Genomic DNA, 21,152 nt, shown 5'->3' on the forward strand with positions numbered 1-21,152 from the left:
CGGCGCGATGATCCGCCCGCAGACGGCGTATGGACGGCTAAATTTCTATGTGCCACGGGCCCCTGGCGCGCGGCGGGAAATTGACTATCCCCCAACATGAAACGACGAAGGACGGCTGGCGCATGCGCCGGCCGGCGCCGTCGTGCGTGCGCGGAGCGCTGCTGTTAACGAGCCAACCCACAGGGGATTTCCTCCATGACACTCCACCCCGCAGCACCCCCGGGGCATGCGAAACGAGCCAGGCTATCCGCCGTGCTCGCTGCGCTATGCCTGGGTGCGACCGTGACGGCGCATGCCGTGACACTCGCACCCTCCGACCGCGTGGATGTAAACCTCGGCGCGCAGCCGTGGAAGTACATCAAGCAGTACCAGAATCAGACAGGCCACGCCCAGGTTCCCAATGCGGACGACGGCGCCGCCGTGAACTTCGACGATTCGAAGTGGGAAACCGTCGGCATCCCGCACGCCGCCAACGACTTCACCACCTTCATCAACCAGGAATCCGGCGGTGGCCAGGGCAGCCTGGACGGTGAAACCAGCTGGTACCGCACCACGCTGAAGGACAGCGCGAGCTATGCGGGCCGCAAGGTGATGGTGGAGTTCGAAGGTGCGCACACGGGCGACCGCGTGTACATCAACGGCCGCTTCATTCCCGGTACGGGTGCGCTGAACCAGGCCGGCCAGGTCGACGCCAACGCGACGCACGTGATTGGCTTCATCCCGCACATCGTCGACCTCACGCCGTACCTGAAGTACGACGGCACCGACGTGATCGCGGTGAAGGTCAGCCGCAGCGGTGGTGGTTTCTTCCAGGATCCGGGTTTCTCCGGTTCGTTCCGCTTTGGCCAGGCCGAAGCGGGCCTGTTCCGCCCGGTGAAACTGCACGTCACCAACCTCGTGCACATCCCCGAGAACGTCTACGCCGGCCAGAACACCTGGGGCACGTACGTTGGTACCGAATCGCTCAGCGACGACCACAAGACGGCGGTCGTGCGCGTGCAGACGAACGTGGTCAACGAGCGTGATACGCCGGTCACCGCCACGCTGACAACGCAGATTGTCGACGCGGCCGGCACGGTCGTCGCCACCGACCAGCAGCAACAGGTGCTGGCGCCGCACGCGATTCCGTCCGACACCACGCCGGTGTTCGACGAACACCTGACGCTGACGAACCCGACGCTCTGGTATCCGAACAACAGCATCTACGGCAAGCCGTACATGTACAAGGTGCTGCACACCGTCAGCATCGATGGCGCGGTGGTGGATGCGAAGCAGAGCCCGCTCGGCGTACGCGTCATCACCTGGGACAAGGATTTCCCGTACGTCAACGGCAAGAAGCAATACACCTGGGGTGCTTCGGGTCGCTATGACTACCCGGCGCTCGGCTCGTCCGTGCCGGAAGAGCAGCAGTGGCGCGACCTGCAGCAGCTCGCTGCCGGCGGTGGCAACCTGTGGCGTCCCGGCCATTCGCCGTCCAGTCCGGAATTCGTCGAAGCGGCGGATGCCCTCGGCGTCTTCATCGTGCAGCCCAGCGGCGACGGTGAAAACGGCTTCGCCAACCGTTGCGCAGCGGGCGATACCGCCTGCGTCAACATGTGGAACATCAAGCGCGAACTGCATCGCGACCTGGTCATCCGCGACCGTAACCATCCGTCGATCCTCGCGTGGGAATCCGACAATGGCAAGATGGATACGAACTTCGCGAACGAGCTGCGCAACCTGGCCAAGGCATGGGACAGCATCGCTCCCCGCGCCGCCGCCGACCGCTCACCGGACCCCGCCAACGGCGACATCCTGAGCTGCAGCAAGGCCGGTTGCGAAGAAGGCGTGCACCAGCAGTTCCCGACCAAGCCCGCCTGGGGCGCGGAGTACTGGGGCATCGGATCGCAACGCCACGCGTTCGATTACGAGCTCTCGTACGCGCTGAATTACCTCGTGCCGTACTCGAAGGGCCGCAAGGCGGGCACCTTCGGCATGGCGCAGTGGTACTTCGCCGACACCCCGGGCGAAACCATCGAGTTCGACGAAGGCACCGAGGACGCCACGCACTTCACGATCGCCAAGGACACCGGCGAGAAGCAGTTCGTGCACAACGTGCGTTCGATCGGCAGCTCCATGGTCGACCAGAACCGCTTCCCCCGCATGATGTATTACATCTACCAGTCGGTGTGGACGCCGTTCGAAGTGAAGCCGGTGGTGAAGCTGGCGCATCACTGGAACCGCTCCGGCGATATCCAGGTGAACGCGTTCAGCAACTGCCCGGCCGTGCGCCTGCTGGTGAATGGCGTGCCGCAGGGTAGCGACCAGAAGCCCAACAACTGGGATTCGATCGACCAGGCCAGCTACGACGTCGAGAATGCGGGCAAGGATCCGGATACGGGCCACATCAAGGGCTCGGCACAGGCGCAGAAGACCACGGGTCTTCCGGGCCAGGTGCACTGGAACGTCACCTGGCAGGCCGGTACCGCGACGGCGCAGTGCATTGACGCACTGGGCGCCGTGGTGGACGACGCCAATGGTACGCCGGTGCAGGATACGTTGACGACCGCCGGCAAGGCCGACCACATTGCGCTGAGCGTGGTGCCGGAACTGGTGAAGCCGGATGGCACGGCGTTTGCCGTGACCGCCAATGGCTCGGATGCCGCCTTCATCGTCGCCCGCGTGGTCGACAAGGATGGCAACACCGTGCCGGAGGGCTCGGATGTCAACGTGACCTTTGAAGTCACCGGCGGCGCCTCGCTGGTCAACTACCAGGGCGGTACACAGCAGCTGGTGGACTGGGCGGGTGGCCACACCCTCAATGGCGATGGTTCCGAAGAGCCGATCCACGGCTACCACTCGCCGGGCGACCATGAACTGAAGTTCGAGGGCGGCCTGCAGAAGATCGCGCTGCGCACGAAGTTCGACACGGGTACGGTGACCGTCACCGCAACGGCCGCCGGCCTGTTGCCGGGCAGCGCATCGTTCAACATCTCGCCCGTGCCGAAGGCCTCGCAAGGTGCGTCGGGTCCGCCGTCCATCATCGCCAACCCGATCGAAGACGACGTGACCCAGGGCTTTGCCGGCCATTTCTCGGTGACCGCCACGGGTGAAGCCCCGCTGTCGTTCACCTGGAAGCGCAACGGCCAGGCGATCCCGGGCGCCAACGCCGCAAGCTACACCACGCCCGCAACGGCCATGGCCGATAGCGGTGCGGCTTACACGGTGGTCGTGCACAACGCGAAGGGTGACCAGGAATCCACGCCTGCGATCCTGAAGGTGTTCACGGCGCAGCCGGTGGTGATCAGCCAGCAGCCGGCGGCACAGAGCGTGGACGTGGGCCAGCAGGCGCACTTCGCCGTGGCCGCGACCGGTTCGCCCAAGGTGACCTACCAGTGGATGCGCGGCAACACCGCCATCGTCGGTGCGAATGGGAAGACGTATGACACGCCGGTGCTGACCGCCGCCGATGGCAACGTCGATTACGCCGTGGTGGTGTCCAATCCGCTGGGCGATACCCCGTCGACCCCGGCTCACCTCACCGTGAATGCAGCTCGCCAGCCGGTCATTACCGGCCAGCCGGGCAACGTCCGCGCCAATCCGGGCCAGAGCGCCCAGTTCACCGTGGCGGTCGCAGGGTCCTCGCCGTTCCACTACAAGTGGACGCACGATGGCCAGCCCGTGGGCGACGACAGCGCCACGCTCACCGTATCCAATGTGAGCCTGAGCGACGTGGGCAACTACGTCGTGGTGGTGACCAACATCCTCGGCGACACGGCTGCCGCGACCAGCAACACGGCCGTGCTGACCCTGGCCCCGCCGGGTGCGAACCTGGCACGCCAGAAGGTGACTTACGCCAGCGGCGTGGAGAACGTGCAGGGCACGCCGGCCGCCGGTGCGGTGGATGGCAATGACAAGGGCACGCGCTGGGCCTCGGAGCAGAAGAACGATGCGGCCTGGTTCACGGTGGACCTGGGTGCGGTGCGCTCGTTCAACCGCGTGGTGATCAAGTGGGAGAACGCCCACGCCGCGCAGTACAAGATCCAGTACTCGAACGACAAGGACACCGGCTACCAGGACTGGGTCGAGAACGACACCAGCCTCGGCGGCACGGAAGACATGACGGACAAGCGCGTTTCGGCCCGCTATGTGCGCATGCAGGGCATCAAGCGTGCCACCGACTACGGTTACTCGTTCTACGAGTTCGAAGTCTACGACTCGCCGACCTGCTGCCAGGACGGCAACCGCTACACCGTGCAGGACACCAACCACGTCGTGGACCACTTCAGTGGCCTGACCTGGGAGCGTGCCCAGCGTGGCCTGGCCGACCAGGGTGCGCAGTACAAGCAGTCCAATGCGATCGCGGACTGCAAGGCCGCCAGCGCCCGCCTGCCGACGATCGATGAAGCGCTGGCCGTGGCGGGTCAGAACCTGTCGACGAACGCGTTCCCGCAGGCGTGGACGATCTGGACCTCGACGAACGATCCGACCGATACGCAGTATGCGTACCAGGTCGCCTCGGATGGCACGACGTTCCGCCTGGTGGCGGAGAACAATCCGTCGCACGCGCTGTGTGTCACCGGTACCACCGTCGTGGCCCCGTCCATCACGGCAGACCCGGCGGGCCAGAAGGCTGGCGTGGGCCGTTCGGCCCACCTGGCCGTGACGGCGACCGGCGACGGCCCGCTGGCCTACAACTGGTATCGCCACCTGCCGCAGGGCGATGGCACGTTCGTGGACGAGCTCGCCTCGTCGACGACCGACAGCACCTATGCCACCCCGGCGCTTACGGCGGCGGATAGCGGCACGCAGTACATGGTGCGCGTGGTGAGTGCGAAGGGCCTCACGACCCAGAGCCGCTTCGCCACGGTCACCGTGGATAACTCCACCGACGGGTTCGATCCGCCGGCATGGCAGCAGGGCACGGCCACGCAGCCGGGCAATGGCGGCACGGATCCGGGCCAGCCGGATAACCCGGATGGCCCGGGTACGCCGGGTGACGGCCAGGGCGGCGTGAACGTCGCCGTGGGTGCGGGTGCGACCTCCAGTGGCAACGAAGACGACGGCTACCTTGGCCCGAAGGGCGCGGTGGACGGTGACTTCACGACGCGCTGGGGTTCCAAATTCACGCCGACGGCGTGGATCCGCCTGGACCTGGGTTCGCAGAAGACGTCCGACCACGTGCTCCTGCGTTGGGAGCGCGCCCATTCGACGTCGTACATCGTCGAAGTGTCCAACGATGACGTGAACTACACGGCGGTCACCCCGCAACCGGTCGCCGGCAAGGGTGGCGTCGAGCGCGTGGACTTCTCCGCGGTCACCGCGCAGTACGTGCGCATGACCAGCCTGGCGAAGAACACCGACTACGGCGTGTCGCTGTATGAGTTCGAGGTGTATGCGGCCGCCGTGCCGACGTTCGTCAGCCAGCCGCAGGCGCAGTCCGTGACCGCGGGCCAGCCGGTGACCTTCGCCGTCAGCGTCAAGGCCAACGGCAATGTCGGCTACCAGTGGCGTCGTAACGGTGCCGCCGTGGCGGGAGCCACCCAGGCCACGTACTCGTTCACCGCCTCGCTTGCCAATGCGGGTAACTACGACGTGGTCGTCTCCGATGCCGCAGGGCATAGCGTCACCAGCCAGCCGGCGACCCTCGCCGTGCAGCAGGCGGCGCAGACGACGCCTCCGCCGTCCTCAAGCACCAACCTGGCGCTGCACCAGCCGGCGCTCGCGTCGTCGTCGGAGAACCCGGTGGCGTTCAAGGCCGCCAACGTGACCGACGGCGATGCCGGTTCGCGCTGGTCGTCGGAGTTCACCAACGACGAGTGGGTCCGCGTGGACCTGGGCGCCGTGAAGACGGTGAACAAGGTGGTGCTCTCGTGGGAGAACGCGCATGCCGTGAACTACCTGCTCGAGGTATCCCTCGACGGCCAGTCCTGGCAGGTGGCCGATTCGCGCGTGGGTAGTAATGGCGGCGTGGAGACGCTGACCTTCACGCCGGTCTCGGCGCGCTACGTCCGCATGCACGGCCAGACCCGCAGCACGCAGTACGGCTATTCGTTGTGGGAAATGGAAGTGTATGGTCCGGCCGATGGTTCGGATCCGACCCAGCCGCAGCAGCCGGGTGGTAACGATCCGTCCACCGGCTTCGACTACACCACGTACCCGGGCTTCATCGGTACGACGCTGCGCAATGCGACCAACGGCAAGTGGCGCGACGACCAGGTGTACGTGGCCGTCATCGGCCGTGATCCGACCACCCAGGTGTTCTCGTGGGTGAAGCCGGATGGCACGCTGACCGCCGCGAAGGTGGAAGATAACGACGGTGCCGGTCATCTCACCAAAAATGGCCAGAACTACCCGAACTACTTCTTCACGCTGGCCCAGGCGAAGTTGCTGAAGCTGCCGAAGATGGATTCGGGCCGGATCTTCGTGTCCGTCGGTGAACCGATGTACATCAAGATCCTGAAGGCCGCCGACGATTCGATCGGTTTTGCGGGCCCCAACCCGTTGAACGCCACCGACCCGAACATCGGCGTGTACTACGACTGGTATGAGTTCACCTGGAACAACGACGCGATCTTCATCAACACCACGCAGGTCGACCAGTTCTCCATCCCGCTCTCGCTGGATGTCTATGGCGGCAACAAGACGCGCCATGTGAACTCGGGCATCACCCAGACCCGCGCGCAGATCTTCGCCGCGTATAACCAGGAAGTGCCGGCCGAGTTCCAGCTGGCGGAAGCCGACCCGATCCGCATCCTTGCCCCGGGCAAGGCCGCGTTCGACGTGGGCAAGCCGCAGGAGCATTACTTCGACGCGTACATCGACAGTGCCTGGGCGTATTACCAGACCCACGTGCTGGAGATGACCATCGGTGCCAAGCAGTTCGAAGGCAGCGTGGTGGATGGCGTGCTCACGTTCCGTCATGTGAACTATGCGGACACGCACGAAGCCAACGAGCCGGAAGGCATGCTGTTCAACGTGCAGAAGCCGACCACGCAGGACGTGCTGGAAGGCAAGGGCACGCTGGCCCGCTCGAACGACCCCTGGGGCGTGGAAGGCCAGCTCGAGGCGCAGATCTGCGCGGCGTTCAACCGCCACGTGATGGAAGATGCCTCGGAGTGGAAGGACAGCTCGTCGTACTACCAGCAGTCGCCGGCGAATTACTATTCGCGCTTCTGGCACCTGCATGGCGTGAACGGCAAGGCCTATGGCTTCGCCTACGACGATGTGTCCGACCAGAGCTCGACGCTGATTGAAGCGGAGCCGGAACATCTCGAACTCGGGATCGGCTGGTAAGGCCGTAAGTCAGTCAAACGAAAGGGCGGCGAGGGAAACCTCGCCGCCCTTTTTGTTTTCCGCCAGGGGCAGGTTAATCCTGCGAGGCTTCGAGCTCTTTCAGGATCCGGTAGATCTCGCGGAACGCGTGCAGCGGCTTGTTCGCCTCACGTTCCGCACGCGCCTGGCGCACCAGCGAACGCAGGTGCTGGCGATCCAGCTCCGGATGCTTGTCGAAGAGCTCGCCCAGCGGCGCGTCGCCGCCATCGAGCAGTCGCTCACGCGCGGCCTCCAGGCGATGCATGTGCGCGGCTTCCTGGCGCTGGCGGTCGCGATCCTCGCCCAGTGCGGCGCGTGCGTCGGTAAACGCCTCGTCGCCGTGCCGGCGCATCATCTTCGCCAGGTACGCCAGCTGGCGCTTGCGCGCGATATGCGCGGTCACCTTACGCGTGCGGGCGATCTCGTCGATGATGTCTTCAGGCAGGTTCAGCTTCGGAATCCGCGACGGCGGCAGTTCCACCAGCTGGTTGGCCAGCTTGAGCATATCCAGCGCGTTGCGCCGCTGTTCGCTGCGGCTGGGGCCGAGGTCTTCCTCGTCCTCGTCCTGCTTCGGGCGTTCGTCCCAGGGCCTCATGGCTGTGCCTCCTCACTTTCGAAGGCGAAGCGTGGCTGTACGCGGCCTTCGTGTTCAACGGTTTCGGCAAACATGCCGGCGGGGCGCACCCACAGGCCATGGTCGCCATAAAGAGCCTGGTACACCACCAGCTCCTCCATGGTTTCGCTATGCCGGGCGGTGCCCAGCACGCGGTAGGGCATGCCCTTGAAGTGGCGGTAGTAGCCGACACGGATGCTCATCAGGTTTCCATGGCACCATGGGCGGTGCGTTGCTTTGGATTCGGGCGGCGCGACCCCATTAATGGGTGATTGGCCGCCTGCGGCCTGCCATTCTAACCGCCAGCCCCCGGGAAGCCCACGTGAGCCAAGTTTCCACCCGTGACACCAGCCACCAGGACCTCGACCGCCTCGCCAGCCTGGCCGAGGATACGATCCGCCGGGCCCGCGCCGCAGGCGCGACCCAGGCCGACGTCTCGGCCAGCATCGACATCGGCCTGAACGTGAATGTGCGCCTGGGCGAGGTGGAAACGGTAGAGCACACCCGGGACCGTGGTTTCGCCCTCACGGTGTACTTCGGCCAGCGCAAGGGCTCGGCCAGCACGGCCGACCTGAACCCGGACTCGATCCAGGCCACGATCGACCAGGCCTGCGCCATCGCCCGTTTTACCGAGGAAGACCCGGCCGCCGGCCTGGCCGATGCCGACCGCATGGCCACGTCCTTCCCGGATCTTGACCTGTGGCACCCCTGGGACCTGGACGTGGATTCGGCCATCGCACTGGGCTGCGAGATCGAGGATGCGGGCCGCGCCCTGGCCGGCATCACCAATTCCGACGGTTCCAGCGTGAACGCCGGGCAGAGCCTCTCCGTCTACGCCAACTCGCACGGCTTCGTCGGGCGCGAGCGCGGCACGCGGCATTCCCTGTCGGTGGCCCTGATTGCCGGCGATGACGATGGCATGCAGCGCGACTACTGGTACGACAGCGTGCGTGACGCGCGGTCGTTCATGGATCCGGCCGAGATCGGCCGCAAGGCCGCCGAGCGCACCCTCGCCCGGATGGGCGCGCGCCGCCTCGGCACCCGCCAGTCCCCCGTGCTGTTCGCCCCCGAAGTGGCCCGCTCGCTGATCGGCCACCTCCTCGGTGCCGTCAGTGGCGGCTCGCTGTATCGCCGTTCGAGCTTCCTGCTCGACCACGTGGGCAAGCAGATCCTGCCGTCGTGGATGCGCATCGATGAAAAGCCGCTGATCCCACGCGGCCTGGGCTCGTCCGTGTTCGACGCCGAGGGCGTGACGGCCATGGACGCGCCGCTGATCGTTGACGGCGTGCTCTCCCGCTACATCCTGGGCAGCTATTCGGCCCGCAAGCTGGGTCTGTCGTCTACCGGCAATGCCGGTGGCGTGCATAACCTGCTGGTGAAGACCGGCGACGACGATTTTGCGGGAATGCTCAAGAAGCTCGGCACCGGGTTGCTGGTCACCGAAGTGATGGGGCAGGGCGTGTCGATCATCACGGGTGACTACTCCCGTGGCGCGTCGGGCTTCTGGGTCGAAAACGGCCAGATCGCCTACCCGGTGGAGGAGATCACCATCGCCGCCAACCTGCGCGACATGTACGCCAACCTCGTCGCCATCGGCGCGGACGTCGACCACCGGTCGCACATCCTCACCGGCTCGTGGCTGATCGAGAACATGACCATCGCGGGCGAGTAAGCCCGCGGCGGGGGTATGCCTGAAGTCGCGGTTGACAGGGGGCTCTGGCGAAGGGACAGTGGGGCCGACATCGCCCAGGGAGTTCCGTCATGAGTACCCCGTCCGATCAGGTTCCACCGCCGCCCGTCCCGCCGCCGTACGAGCCGGCTCCGCCGGTGATTAACACCGACGACAAGAACATCGCGATGCTGACGCACCTGTCAGGCATCCTCTTCAGCATCATCATGCCGCTGATCGTCTGGCTGATGCACAAGGACAGGTCCGACAAGGCCTACCTGGTGACGGAGGCGAAGGAAGCCCTGAACTTCCAGATCACGGTGCTGATTGGCTATGTGATCTGCTGGATCCTGACCTTCCTGCTGATCGGCGCGATCCTCACGCCGCTGCTGTGGCTGGCCAACCTGATCTTCTGCATCATCGCCGCCGTGAAGGTGAGCTCGGACGGAAGCTACCGCTATCCGTGGGCATTGCGCCTGGTGAGCTGAAGACCCCTACAGTGACGCAAAAAGAGCCCGCAGATGCGGGCTCTTTTTGTTGGCATTCGCCTACAGAACAACACGGGGCGCTCCTGCTTAAATGCAACGTCATTCGTCACGAAAGGTGCGTTGTGAGTCCCATCATTGAATCCATGCGCGAAAGCATGGTCGCCCTGCATCGGCAGGGTCTTATCAGCGACGTTGCCTTGGACGAGTTCACTGCGGCGTGCCCGCTGCCTGCGCGCGAATCCGGCGTGCGGGCGCTTAGTGTCCGCGAGCGGCCGAGTAGCGCGCCAGATCTGCGAGCCACTCGCCGCGCTCGCCCAGCGGCGCGATAGCCTCGAGCGCTTCGTCGACGAGCGCCGTGAGGCGCGCGCGGGATGCGTCGAGGCCGATGATCGAGGGGAAGGTAGGCTTGTCGGCAGCCGCGTCCTTGCCGGCGGTTTTGCCGATGACCGCGGATTCGCCTTCGATGTCGAGGATGTCGTCGCGGACCTGGAAGGCGAGGCCGACGGCATGGCCGTAGCGGTCCAGCCGTGCGAGCAGCGCGTCATCGTGGCAGCCGGCGGCAAGGGCGCCGAGGCGTACCGAGGCGCGGATCAGTGCGCCGGTTTTGTACGCGTGCATGCGCTCCAGTTCCTCGAGCGTGAGCTTGCGGCCGACGGCGGACAGATCGAAAGCCTGGCCGCCGGCCATGCCCTCGGCGCCGCAGGCGGCACCCAACGTGCGTAGCATGGCGATACGTTGGGTGGCGTCGTCACCGGCCGGTGACTCCGCCAGGATCTCGAAGGCCAGCGCCTGCAGGGCGTCGCCGGCGAGGATCGCCATCGCTTCCCCAAACACGATGTGGCACGTGGGACGGCCACGGCGCATGTCGTCGTCGTCCATGGCCGGGAGGTCGTCGTGGACCAGCGAATAGGCGTGGATGATCTCCACGGCGCTGGCGGGCGCATCGAGGATCGGACCGTCGGTGCCCAGCGCGTGGCCGGCGGCGTATACCAGCAGCGGGCGCAGGCGTTTGCCACCGCCCAGCACGGCGTAGCGCATGGCACGGTGCAGTTCGATCGGCGGGAGGGTGTCGCCGGGCAGCGCGCGCGCAAGCGCGTCGTCGGCCCGGCCGGCCAGCGCCTTCAGCGGCGCCGGCAGGTCAGTCGATGCGGGAGTCAAAGGGTTCGGCGGTATCGGGGGCTTCAGGGTCGAGCAGCAGGCGTACGCGCAGTTCCGCTTGTTCCAGCGCCGTCTGGCACTGTCGGTAGAGGCCGATGCCGCGCTCGAAGGAGGACAGTGACTCGTCCAGGCTCAGCTCACCGCCTTCCATGCGCGTGACCAGCTGTTCGAGTTCATCGAGCGAGTGCTCGAACTCGGCGATGGACGACACGGGAACGGGGGTGGCAGGGGACTTCGGCATGGCGGCAAAACTAGCTCACATGGGCCTTTCGATCAATCGCCGCGATGCCACAGGGGCGTCGCCCCGGCCTCGTCGAACAGGGGTTTGCCCGCCTCGCTGACCCAGCGGTCGGCCACGGCAAGCAGGGTATCGCCGGCGAGCACCAGGGGCATCCGCGGGCGCTCCCAGGGCGGCACGCCCGTCTGCTGGAACAGGTCGCGGAGCTCGCGGGTATGGCGGTCGCCGACGGGCCGCAGGGATTCACCGCCACGGCGATAGCGCACGATAACGGGCGTCGCCAGTCGGTGCCCCCCCAGCGACAACGAGCCACCCCCCGGCAGGGCAAGGGGCTCCCCATGCCACGGTGAGGACCATTCGCCGTCGAACCCGGGCCGGCGCGGCATGGACCAGAGCCGGCCGCGCCACACGCGCACCTCCGTATCCAGCCAGCCCACCAGCGGCAGGCGTTCGGCGGAGGCTTCACGGACCTGGCGTTCCAGCGTTTCGCGCTGGGCCGTGGTCGGCGCCGAAAGCCCGCTGCCGTGAAGCCAGTGGTCGAGCAGTGGCCCACGCCATGCGTCGGGCAGGGCGAGCCACTCCGGCGCATCCAGGCTGCCGTCCGCCGCCCGCAGCCGCGTGTAGGCCTCCAGCCAGCCATCGCGCAGGCAGCCCGCCGCCTCCCGGCACAGACGGGCGCTGTGGACGATGCTCTGCGCGGCGTGCGGCCAGTGTTCCTGCAGGGCGGGGACGACGGTGCTGCGCAGCCACGCGCGCGCCACGCGCGGATCGTCGTTCGAGGGGTCGTGGATAGTATCGAGGGCGTGCAGTGCCACGTGGTCCAGCAGCGCGTCGCGCGCCAGGCCAAGCAGCGGGCGCCACATCTCGCCGGCGCCCAGCGGGCGCAGGTCGCGCATGCCGGCCAGGCCATCGGGGCCGGCGCCCCGCAGCAGCTTCAGCAGGATCGTCTCGACCTGGTCGTCGCGATGGTGCGCCACGACCAGCCGTTCACCGGGACGCAGCGCAGCGGTAAACGCCGCGCGACGTGCCCGCCGTGCAGCGCCTTCGACGCCTTCGCCGCGGGTGAGGTCGACGCTGACCCGCACGGACTCGAACGGCACATCGAGCGATTCGCAGAAACGCCGGCAATGCATCGCCCACAAGCCGCTTTCGGCGTGCAAGCCATGATCGACGTGCAAGGCGCGAAGCGGCGGGCGCGGCGTCGCCGTGGCGAGCGCATGGAGCAGGGCGGTGGAATCCGGGCCGCCGCTGTAAGCGACGACGAGCGGCACGGCGTCGAGTTCCGCCAGGGCGGACGCGACATGGTCGGCAAGATCGATGCTCATTTACCCTTCGCGCGGAGCTTCACGTACACGTGCTTGGCATTGCCATGCTGGCGCTCCTCGATATCGAACAGGCCGATGCCGTGGATGAGGCCGCTCAGCTTGGCGTAGCCGTAGTTGCGTGAATCGAAATCGGGCATGCGTTTGTTGAGGATGCTGCCGACCCCGCCGAGCGCCGCCCACCCGTTCTCGTCGGAGGCATCCTTGATGGCGTTGCGCAGGCCATTCAACAGCTTCGTATCGCCGCGCAGTTCGGCGGCGGGCATGGGTGCCGATGTCGCTTTTTCCTCGTCTTCGTTCGCGCCCACCAGCACTTCGGTGTAGATGAACTTGTCGCACGCGGAGACAAAGGGCTTGGGTGTCTTTGTTTCGCCGAAGCCGTAGACGATGAGTCCCGCTTCGCGGATGCGCGAGGCGAGGCGCGTGAAATCGCTGTCGCTGGATACGATGCAGAAGCCGTCGAAGCGCTCGGAATACAGCAGGTCCATCGCGTCGATGATCATGGCCGAGTCGGTGGCGTTCTTGCCCGACGTGTAGGCGAACTGCTGGATCGGCTGGATGGAGTGATCGAGCAGGGCGCTCTTCCAGCCGTTGAGGTTGGGCCCGGTCCAGTCGCCGTAGATGCGCTTGACGTGCGCCGTGCCGTACTTGGCCACTTCCGCGAGGAGCCCGTCCACGATGGCCGGGCGGGCATTGTCCGCATCGATCAGCACGGCGAGCTTGTCGGTGACGTCGTTGGCCATGGCCGGCTCCTTAGTCGCGAGCGGCCATGGTAACGCGGGGGTGTTACTCGGTGAAGGCGCCGTAGCCGCGCAGGCGCTGGTAGCGTTTTTCCAGCAGCTGGTCGACCGAGAGCTTTTCCAGCGCGTCGAGTTCGTTCAGCAGCACGGCCTTGAGGCGCGTTGCCATCGACTGCGGATTGCGGTGTGCGCCGCCCAGCGGCTCGCGGACGATCTTGTCGATCAGGCCGTTTTCGAGGATGCGCGGGGCGGTGAGGCCCATGACTTCCGCGGCGTCCTTCGCCTTGTCCGCGCTCTTCCACAGGATGGAGGCGCAGCCCTCGGGCGTGATCACCGAATAGGTCGAATACTGCAGCATGATCGTGCGGTCGCCCACGCCGATGGCCAGGGCGCCGCCCGAGCCGCCTTCGCCGGTGACGGTGCAGATGATCGGCACGCGCAGCTCGGCCATCTCCAGCAGGTTGCGGGCGATGGCTTCGGACTGGCCGCGTTCTTCGGCGTTGATGCCCGGCCAGGCGCCGGCGGTGTCGATGAAGGTGAACACCGGGATCTTGAAGCGCTCGGCCAGCTTGAACAGGCGCAGCGCCTTACGATAACCCTCAGGACGCGGCATGCCGAAGTTACGCTTCACCTTGGTCTTGGTGTCGCGGCCCTTCTGGTGGCCCACGATCATGATGGACCGGCCGTTGATGCGGGCCAGGCCACCGACGATGGCCTGGTCGTCCGCGAACATGCGGTCGCCCTTCAGCTCGTGGAATTCCTCGCACATGCCCTGGATGTAGTCGAGCGTGTACGGGCGCGCCGGGTGGCGCGACACCTGGCTGACCTGCCACGGCGTGAGGTTGCGGAAGATCTCGGCCGTCTTGACCTTCAGCTTCTCGCGCAGGCGCGCCACTTCTTCATCGATGTTGAACGCCTGGCCACTGCTGGCATGGCGGAGTTCTTCGATCTTCGCTTCCAGTTCGGCGATGGGTTGTTCGAAATCGAGGAAGTTGGGATTCATGGAATACAGAGCATCCGGGCAAGACTGAGCATTATAGCTGGGCTGCGCGGTGGGTGGCGTGCGCTGACGTACGGTCGGGCGACCTCGTCTAACCTGCTGAATGAAAAGCCTTTGCCTCGGGTCAGGCTACCCTGCAAAGCCTGTAGGCATCCGCCGGCTCGTTTGTAGGCCCCGCCCAAACGCCGTGCGTCAGCCTGTAGAACGAGAGTCGGACGACGGCCAGTCGTCCGACTTCTCCACCGAACAAGGACCGTTCCATGAAAGCATGCATCTCCCTGGGCCTCCTGGCCCTGTCCCTCGCTGCGGCCGCCACGGCCACGGCCAGCAACAACCTGAACCCGCGCGGGATCCCGGCCTGTACGTCTGCCGGAAACGACGATGTCTGCCGGCTCCCTGTCCGCAACGGCCATTTCTCCACGGGGACCCTGGAGGGATGGGAGTCCGTGTCCGTGCCGGGCGTGGGCCGAGACATCGACGGCAATGCCTATGCCGTGACCCCGCCGGGTTCCGCGATTCGCCAGACCGTGGCCGTGAACACCCTCAACCTGACGGCCGACTCCACCTTCATCCTGCACTTCCGCGTGCTGGCCGAAAGCGGCGACGGCAGTATCGACGCGCGCCTGGCCCTGCGCGACGACACGGGCAAGCATCGTGTCGAGCTGGGCCGCACCACCGTCCATGCGCGCCGCGGCCAATGGTCGGTGGGTGAGCTGGTCGTCGCCGGCCAGCCCTTTGCCAACCCGGCGCACGTCGAAGTGACGCTGGCCAACGACAGCCTCGGCGGTACCCGTGTGCAGGTCGACGACGTCTACCTGCTGGAAAACGTCAACGCCGGCGCGTTCTGACCGCCCCCCAACCATGACAAGGAGTCACCCATGAATCGCACTATCGCCATCGCGGCGGCCGCTGCCGCCGCCGTGCTCGCGCTGCCCGTGTCCGCCGTTACCGCCCATGGCGACGAGGCACCCCTCTGTCCCGTGAGGGGCAGCCAGCCGGTGGAGTGCCGGCTGGCCATCGAGAATGCCGGCTTCGACGGCGAAGGTTCCCTGGTGAACTGGATGCCCCATCCGTTCCGGCCGAAGACGGTGCGCATCGAAGACGACGGCAACGCGAAACTCGTGCTCGCCCCGGGCGGCTCGGTGAGCCAGGTGGTCTCGCTGCCGGCGTCGTCGGAGGCCGTTGATGGTGCCCCGTATTTCGTTCCATCGATGTTCGTACGCGCAACAGGTGGCGACGCGGAGGTCGAGCTATCCGTGCAACTGGTGGGTCGTCAAGGTAGCTACGAGGCGTTTTCGCACGTCTATGCGGCGGGCGATGCCTGGTCGCGGCCTTCCGGCGGTTTCGACGCGTCGCGCGGACAGGCGACGTCGATGATCATCGGGATCACCCGCAAGGACAGCAACGCAGGTGCCACCGTGTACGTCGACGACGTGCAGGTCATTCGCCAGCGCTAGGCGACGGGTGCGCCCGGCGGTCAGTCCGCCGGGCGCACCATGCGCAGTTCCGTGCCGAGCACGCCGGGCAGGGTGCGCAGGGTGCGCATCAGGTCGGGCAGGGCGCGCACGCGCCAGTCGTCGCCGAGTTCGAGGCTGGCCTGGCCGACGCCGTTGCGATAGCCCGACAGCAGCAACGGGGTGCGGCCCCCGCGAAAACCCATCAGTGCGTGCTTGAGGTGGCGCGGGAAATCGCCGTCCACGCCGTTGAGCTTCAGCGTGAGCAGGCGGCCAAAGTGTTCCATCGCGTCGGAAAGCGAATACGCCTTGCGCGCGCGCAACTGGTAGCCGCCGGCGAAATCGTCGATGCGCAGGCCGCCTTCCACGACGATGATGTTCCCGCGCGTGAGCAGCGGTGCGGCATCGGTGAACACATCGCGGAAGAAGCTGGTTTCCAGCAGGCCGGTGGCGTCTTCGATCTGCACGAAGGCATCGCTCTCGCCACGCTTGCGCATGCCGACCACCATGCCCGCCACCGTCCACGGCGTTTCAGGACCACGACGGAAGCGACTGTTGTCCTCGTCGTCGTTGCGCCGCGGCTTCGGCGGCTGGTAACGCTGCGGAATCTCGCCGATGGGGCAGCTGGAGAGCTGCGCCAGTTCGGTTGTCCACGGGTCCGTCGGATGGCCCGAGAGATAATGGCCGAGGGTGTCGTGCTCGCCCTGCAGCAGCTGTTCCAGCGGCCACTCGGGCACCGAGCCGGAGAGCTCGATGATGCTGGGTGCTTCGGCATTACCGAACGCGTTGCCGAAGATGTCGACCTGCCCGGAGGCGCGGTTCTTCGCTTCCTGGTCGGCGGCACGCATGGCCTCGGGGATATGCATCACCAGCGTCGCGCGGTTTTCGCCCAGGCCGTCGAGCGCACCCGACTGCACCAGGGCTTCCATCACCCGCTTGTTGAGCTTGTTCGAACCGATGCGCTGGCAGAAGTCGACCAAGCCCTTGAACGGGCCACGTGCGGCGCGGTCGGCGGCGATTTCCTCGCAGATGCCCTGGCCCACGCCCTTGATCGCGCCCAGGCCGTAGCGGACCACGCGCGGCTCCACCGCCTCGAACATGTACGCGGACGCGTTGACATCCGGCGGCAGCACCTTGATGCCGATGGCCCGCGTCTCGTCGAGGAAGGTCACCGCCTTCTCGGTGTTGTCCATGTCCGACGAAATCGTCGCGGCCATGAACTCCGCCGGGTAATGCGCCTTCAGCCACGCCGTCTGGTACGAGACCAGGGCATACGCGGCCGCGTGGGATTTGTTGAAGCCGTAGCCGGCGAACTTCTCCATGAGGTCGAAGATCGCGTCGGCCTTGTCGCCTTCGATGCCATCCTTCGCGGCACCCTCGCGGAAGGTCGCGCGGTGCTTGACCATCTCCTCCGCTTTTTTCTTACCCATGGCGCGGCGAAGCAGATCGGCGCCGCCGAGGGTGTAACCCCCGACGATCTGCGCCATCTGCATCACCTGCTCCTGGTAGACCATGATGCCGTAGGTCTCTTTCAGGATGGGTTCGACGCGCGGGTCGGGATACTCGACGGCTTCCTTGCCGTGCTTACGCGCGCAGAAGCTCGGGATCAGGTCCATCGGGCCGGGGCGGTACAGTGCCACCAGCGCGATGATGTCTTCGAAGCGGTCGGCCTGGGCGTCTTTCAACATGCCCTGCATGCCGCGCGATTCCAGCTGGAACACCGCGACGGTCTGCGCTTTCTTCAGCAGCTCGTAGACTTTCGGATCGTCCAGCGGCAGCGATTCGATCACCAGCGGCTCGGTGCCTTCCTTCGCCCGGCGCGCATTGATCGCCTTCACCGCCCAGTCGATGATGGTGAGCGTGCGCAGGCCGAGGAAGTCGAACTTCACCAGGCCTACCGCTTCGACGTCGTCCTTGTCGTACTGGGTGACGACGCCTTCGCCGCTGGGTTCGCAGTAGAGCGGGGCGAAATCGGTGAGCGGCGTGGGCGCGATGACGACGCCACCGGCATGCTTGCCGGCGTTACGGGTGAGGCCTTCGAGGCTCAGCGCCAGGTCGATCAGCGCGCGCGGCTCTTCCTCGGTCTCGTAGACGTCACAGAATTCCTTGACGACGCGGTCCGTCTCTTTCTTCGACTTTTCGGTGCGGCCGAGCGCGTCGCCCAGCGTGAGGTCGAGCGGACGGTTCGGGATGAGCTTGGCGAGGCGGTCGACCTGGCCGTAGCCCATGCCAAGCACGCGGCCGGAATCGCGCAGCACCGCCTTCGCGGCCATGGAGCCGTAGGTGATGATCTGGCTGACGTGGTCGCGGCCGTATTTGCGCGCGACGTAGTCGATCACTTCGTCGCGGCGATCCATGCAGAAGTCGATGTCGAAGTCGGGCATCGACACGCGTTCGGGATTGAGGAAGCGCTCAAACAGCAGCTCGAACTGGAGCGGATCCAGGTCGGTGATCTTCAGCACCCACGCCACCAGCGAGCCGGCACCCGAACCACGGCCCGGACCCACCGGGATGCCGTTGTCCTTACCCCAGCCGATGAAGTCGGCCACGATCAGGAAGTAACCGGGGAAGCCCATGCCGATGATGACGTCCACCTCGCGATCGAGGCGCGCCTGGTAGTCGGCCAGTGTCTTGCCGGGCGCCAGCGGATGGTGGGCGAGGCGTTCGTCCAGGCCCTTCTGGGCCTGTTCGCGGATGTAGGTGTCGAGGGTGTGGCCCTCGGGCACCGGGAAGTCGGGCAGGTAGTACGTGCCAAAGGAGAGCTCGAGGTTGCAGCGCTTGGCCAGCTCAACCGTGTTTTCCAGCGCCTCGGGGATATCGGCGAACAGTTCGGCCATGTCGTCGGCCGATTTGAAGTACTGCTCTTCGCTGTAATAGCGCGGACGCTTGGGATCGGCGAGCACGCGGCCCTGGTTGATGCAGGTGCGCGCCTCGTGCGCGTCGTACCCGGAGCGCTCGAGGAAGCGGACGTCGTTGCTCGCGATCACCGGCAGGCCGTGTTCGCCGGCCAGCGCCATGGCGGCGCGCACCCAGGCCTCTTCGTTCTCACGGCCGGTGCGGGTGAGTTCGAGGTACAGGCGCTGCGGGAACAGGTGGCGCAGGAAGGCCAGCTTCGTCGAGGCGGCCGGCAAGCCTGAGCCCAGCGCGATGCGTGCCGTCTCGCTCTCGCGGCCGGCAATCGCGATCAGGCCCGAGACGGTGCCCGGGGTGAGCCAGCTGGCGTCGACCAGCGCACGGCCGGTGCCCTGGCCTTCGCGCCACGCGCGCGACACCAGGCGCGAGAGATTCAGGTAACCGTCGCGGTCCTGGCAGATCAGGGTGAGCCGCCAGGGGCGCGGATCATCCGGGCTGGACACCCAGATATCGCAGCCGCCGATGGGCTTGATGCCCGCCGCCGTGCACTGCTTGTAGAACTTCACCAGCCCGAACATGTTGTTCTCGTCGGTGAGTGCGACGGCCGGCATACCGGCGCGCACGCACGCGGCGATCAGCTGCTTGATGCGGATCGTCGAATCGACCAGCGAGTATTCGCTGTGCAGGTGGAGGTGGGTAAAACGGACGGACATGGAGGGTGCCGGTTCAGGCCATGGGAAAGGCTAACCGGGGGCGGGTGGCGGGGCAAGAATTGACTTGCGAAATTGCCCCGCCAGCAGCGGGTTAGCGCATGTGGGCTTCGGGGTGGTCGATGAACCACAGGCCGGCGAAGAGCTTGGCATCGATCGAGAACCCTTCGGCAGCCCGGTCGAACAGCCATTTGCCGGCCTCGGTGCGCGGTACTTCGTGGACGATGATGTTCTCGGTCTCGTCGCCGCCGCCCTTGCCGACCTTGGTCAGGTCCCAGGCGCGGGCGAAGGCGATCATCTCGGTGCTCATGCCCGAGGAGGACGGCCCCTCGTGGACGAATTCGATGCGGCCGCAGGCGTAGCCGGTTTCTTCCTCGAGCTCGCGTTCGGCCGCGAGCAGGACGTCTTCGTCCTCGGCGCCTTCCAGGTCACCGACGAGGCCCGCGGGCATCTCGATGGTGTTGGCCAGGATCGACACCCGGTACTGCTCAACGAAGATCACCTTGTCGTCCGGGGTCACCGCCAGGATGATCACCGCGCCACCGGGGTTGTTGCGTGCGACGTACTCCCAGCGGCCGCGCTTCTTCAGCGTCAGCCACTTGCCCTGGAACAGCGTCTCCTCGGGCGCGCTGGCGTCATCGGGGATGGGCGAGGCGTGGGGCAGCGGGCTGGTCTGCATGGCGGGCTCCTTGGACGATCCGCCGAGTATCGCCGATTGGCATCGCACCCGTGTGACGTTTACAGCAGGGCGCGAAGCCGGCTGCGCGTCATCGGGCCGAACCGGATGCGTTCGCACAGTTCATCCACGGCGCTGACATCGCCCTGGCGGCGGGCGAGGGCGTCGGCGGTTTCGGCCACGGCCACGTCCAGCGCGATACGGGTCAGGCGGCGGTAAAGCAGGGCCAGCTCCGCGTGCTCGCGCAGGCGTGCCGCGCAGGCCGCCGCGCCGCGGATGCGCAGGTACGGCACTTCGTCCACGCGCTCGAGCAGGTTATCCAGGCTGCCGAAGTGGGCGAGCAGGGCGGCCGCGGTTTTCGCGCCGATGCCGGGCACGCCCGGGATGTTGTCGACGGCGTCACCGCACAACGCCAGGTAGTCGGCCACCTGGTGCGGATGCACGCCGAGCTTGTCGAACACACCGGCCGGCCCCCAGCGCACGCCCTTGGCAAAATCCCACTGCTCGTCGTGTTCGCCGAGCAGCTGGCCGAAATCCTTGTCCGCCGAGACGATGACGCCACGGAAGCCATGGGCACGCAGGCCCCACAGCGCGCTGCCGATCAGGTCGTCGGCTTCGTACTGGTGGTCGTTCAGCACCGTCAGGCCCAGCGCCGCCGAAATCTCGCGGCACAGGCCGAACTGGCGCACCAGCTGCGGTGGGGGCAGCTCGCGATTCGCCTTGTAGGCCGGGTAGATCGTGTTGCGGAACGACGTGGTGAGCGACGCGTCGAACGCCACGGCGATATGCTCCGCGCGGCTGCGTTCCAGCAGCTCGCACAGGAAGCGGGTGAAGCCGTGCACGGCGTTCACCGGCTCGCCGTCGTGGTCGTGGAACTCGTCAGGCATGGAATGCCAGGCGCGGAACACGTACAGGCTGCCGTCCACCAGGTGGACGAG

Annotated in this window: 15 protein-coding genes; 5 read left to right on the forward strand and 10 right to left on the reverse strand. The window is 66.4% G+C overall.

The genetic code is table 11. The annotated features are described in order from the left end of the window. Positions 1-195 precede the first annotated feature (195 nt). Positions 196-7,275, forward strand: a complete 7,080-nt coding sequence (locus tag FIV34_RS05665) for a beta-1,3-glucanase family protein (protein ID WP_139980500.1) — start codon at positions 196-198, stop codon at positions 7,273-7,275. Positions 7,276-7,348: 73 nt separating this feature from the next. Here FIV34_RS05665 and yjgA read toward each other — a convergent pair whose 3' ends face one another. Both yjgA and FIV34_RS05675 read right to left on the reverse strand, forming a co-directional pair. Next, entirely contained in the window at positions 7,349-7,888 is a 540-nt protein-coding gene (gene yjgA, locus FIV34_RS05670; protein WP_139980502.1) for a ribosome biogenesis factor YjgA, read from the reverse strand. Then, positions 7,885-8,109: a DUF1653 domain-containing protein gene (locus FIV34_RS05675; protein WP_139980504.1), complete on the reverse strand. Its 225-nt coding sequence runs from the start codon at positions 8,107-8,109 to the stop codon at positions 7,885-7,887. Before FIV34_RS05675 ends, yjgA begins: the two co-directional genes overlap by 4 nt. A gap of 119 nt (positions 8,110-8,228) precedes the next feature. On the opposite strand from FIV34_RS05675, the gene pmbA reads away from it, so the two are divergent. Both pmbA and FIV34_RS05685 read left to right on the forward strand, forming a co-directional pair. Beyond that, complete coding sequence (gene pmbA / locus FIV34_RS05680; protein WP_139980506.1) at positions 8,229-9,578, forward strand: metalloprotease PmbA; 1,350 nt, start codon at positions 8,229-8,231, stop codon at positions 9,576-9,578. An 89-nt stretch (positions 9,579-9,667) separates the two neighbouring features. Then, positions 9,668-10,063 carry a DUF4870 domain-containing protein gene (locus FIV34_RS05685; RefSeq protein ID WP_139980508.1) on the forward strand — a complete coding sequence of 132 codons (396 nt, stop codon included), beginning with the start codon at positions 9,668-9,670 and terminating at the stop codon, positions 10,061-10,063. Positions 10,064-10,318: 255 nt separating this feature from the next. Here the strand turns inward: FIV34_RS05685 and ispA are convergent, their stop codons facing one another. The 5 genes from ispA to FIV34_RS05710 are packed head-to-tail and all read right to left on the reverse strand — an operon-like array spanning position 10,319 to position 14,524. Continuing rightward, on the reverse strand, positions 10,319-11,221 hold the full coding sequence (gene ispA, locus FIV34_RS05690) for a (2E,6E)-farnesyl diphosphate synthase (RefSeq protein ID WP_139980510.1): 903 nt from the start codon (positions 11,219-11,221) through the stop codon (positions 10,319-10,321). Beyond that, positions 11,202-11,462, reverse strand: a complete 261-nt coding sequence (locus FIV34_RS05695; protein WP_139980512.1) for an exodeoxyribonuclease VII small subunit — start codon at positions 11,460-11,462, stop codon at positions 11,202-11,204. Before FIV34_RS05695 ends, ispA begins: the two co-directional genes overlap by 20 nt. Positions 11,463-11,494: 32 nt before the next feature. Next, entirely contained in the window at positions 11,495-12,784 is a 1,290-nt protein-coding gene (gene tilS / locus FIV34_RS05700; protein WP_139980514.1) for a tRNA lysidine(34) synthetase TilS, read from the reverse strand. Further along, entirely contained in the window at positions 12,781-13,524 is a 744-nt protein-coding gene (locus FIV34_RS05705; protein ID WP_139980516.1) for an NYN domain-containing protein, read from the reverse strand. Before FIV34_RS05705 ends, tilS begins: the two co-directional genes overlap by 4 nt. A 43-nt stretch (positions 13,525-13,567) precedes the next feature. Then, positions 13,568-14,524: an acetyl-CoA carboxylase carboxyltransferase subunit alpha gene (locus FIV34_RS05710; RefSeq protein ID WP_139980518.1), complete on the reverse strand. Its 957-nt coding sequence runs from the start codon at positions 14,522-14,524 to the stop codon at positions 13,568-13,570. 257 nt (positions 14,525-14,781) lie between these two features. Between FIV34_RS05710 and FIV34_RS05715 the strand changes: the two genes are divergently transcribed. Both FIV34_RS05715 and FIV34_RS05720 read left to right on the forward strand, forming a co-directional pair. Next, positions 14,782-15,369, forward strand: a complete 588-nt coding sequence (locus FIV34_RS05715) for a hypothetical protein (RefSeq protein ID WP_139980520.1) — start codon at positions 14,782-14,784, stop codon at positions 15,367-15,369. A gap of 30 nt (positions 15,370-15,399) precedes the next feature. Then, positions 15,400-15,978, forward strand: coding sequence for a hypothetical protein (locus FIV34_RS05720; protein ID WP_139980522.1), 579 nt, complete (start codon positions 15,400-15,402; stop codon positions 15,976-15,978). Positions 15,979-15,998: 20 nt separating this feature from the next. On the opposite strand, the gene dnaE is transcribed toward FIV34_RS05720, so the two are convergent. The 3 genes from dnaE to FIV34_RS05735 form a co-directional block, all read right to left on the reverse strand. Then, positions 15,999-19,541: a DNA polymerase III subunit alpha gene (gene dnaE / locus FIV34_RS05725; RefSeq protein ID WP_139980524.1), complete on the reverse strand. Its 3,543-nt coding sequence runs from the start codon at positions 19,539-19,541 to the stop codon at positions 15,999-16,001. 91 nt (positions 19,542-19,632) lie between these two features. Then, positions 19,633-20,217 (reverse strand): NUDIX hydrolase, encoded by a 585-nt coding sequence (locus FIV34_RS05730; protein WP_139980526.1) that lies wholly within the window; start codon positions 20,215-20,217, stop codon positions 19,633-19,635. A gap of 59 nt (positions 20,218-20,276) precedes the next feature. Then, a complete protein-coding gene (locus FIV34_RS05735) occupies positions 20,277-21,101 on the reverse strand; it encodes a 5'-3' exonuclease (RefSeq protein ID WP_246058807.1) in 825 nt (274 codons plus the stop codon). Positions 21,102-21,152: the final 51 nt, after the last annotated feature.

The organism is Luteibacter pinisoli, assembly GCF_006385595.1.
GTDB lineage: Bacteria > Pseudomonadota > Gammaproteobacteria > Xanthomonadales > Rhodanobacteraceae > Luteibacter > Luteibacter pinisoli.

What these genes read in the sequence shown, in the direction of transcription:
- dnaE (WP_139980524.1), bottom strand. Translation starts at nt 19,541, where the DNA reads ATGTCCGTCCGTTTTACCCACCTCCACCTGCACAGCGAATACTCGCTG.
- FIV34_RS05665 (WP_139980500.1), top strand. Translation starts at nt 196, where the DNA reads ATGACACTCCACCCCGCAGCACCCCCGGGGCATGCGAAACGAGCCAGG.
- FIV34_RS05720 (WP_139980522.1), top strand. Translation starts at nt 15,400, where the DNA reads ATGAATCGCACTATCGCCATCGCGGCGGCCGCTGCCGCCGCCGTGCTC.
- FIV34_RS05705 (WP_139980516.1), bottom strand. Translation starts at nt 13,524, where the DNA reads ATGGCCAACGACGTCACCGACAAGCTCGCCGTGCTGATCGATGCGGAC.
- FIV34_RS05715 (WP_139980520.1), top strand. Translation starts at nt 14,782, where the DNA reads ATGAAAGCATGCATCTCCCTGGGCCTCCTGGCCCTGTCCCTCGCTGCG.
- FIV34_RS05710 (WP_139980518.1), bottom strand. Translation starts at nt 14,524, where the DNA reads ATGAATCCCAACTTCCTCGATTTCGAACAACCCATCGCCGAACTGGAA.
- yjgA (WP_139980502.1), bottom strand. Translation starts at nt 7,888, where the DNA reads ATGAGGCCCTGGGACGAACGCCCGAAGCAGGACGAGGACGAGGAAGAC.
- tilS (WP_139980514.1), bottom strand. Translation starts at nt 12,784, where the DNA reads ATGAGCATCGATCTTGCCGACCATGTCGCGTCCGCCCTGGCGGAACTC.
- FIV34_RS05730 (WP_139980526.1), bottom strand. Translation starts at nt 20,217, where the DNA reads ATGCAGACCAGCCCGCTGCCCCACGCCTCGCCCATCCCCGATGACGCC.
- FIV34_RS05695 (WP_139980512.1), bottom strand. Translation starts at nt 11,462, where the DNA reads ATGCCGAAGTCCCCTGCCACCCCCGTTCCCGTGTCGTCCATCGCCGAG.
- FIV34_RS05685 (WP_139980508.1), top strand. Translation starts at nt 9,668, where the DNA reads ATGAGTACCCCGTCCGATCAGGTTCCACCGCCGCCCGTCCCGCCGCCG.
- FIV34_RS05675 (WP_139980504.1), bottom strand. Translation starts at nt 8,109, where the DNA reads ATGAGCATCCGTGTCGGCTACTACCGCCACTTCAAGGGCATGCCCTAC.
- FIV34_RS05735 (WP_246058807.1), bottom strand. Translation starts at nt 21,101, where the DNA reads ATGCCTGACGAGTTCCACGACCACGACGGCGAGCCGGTGAACGCCGTG.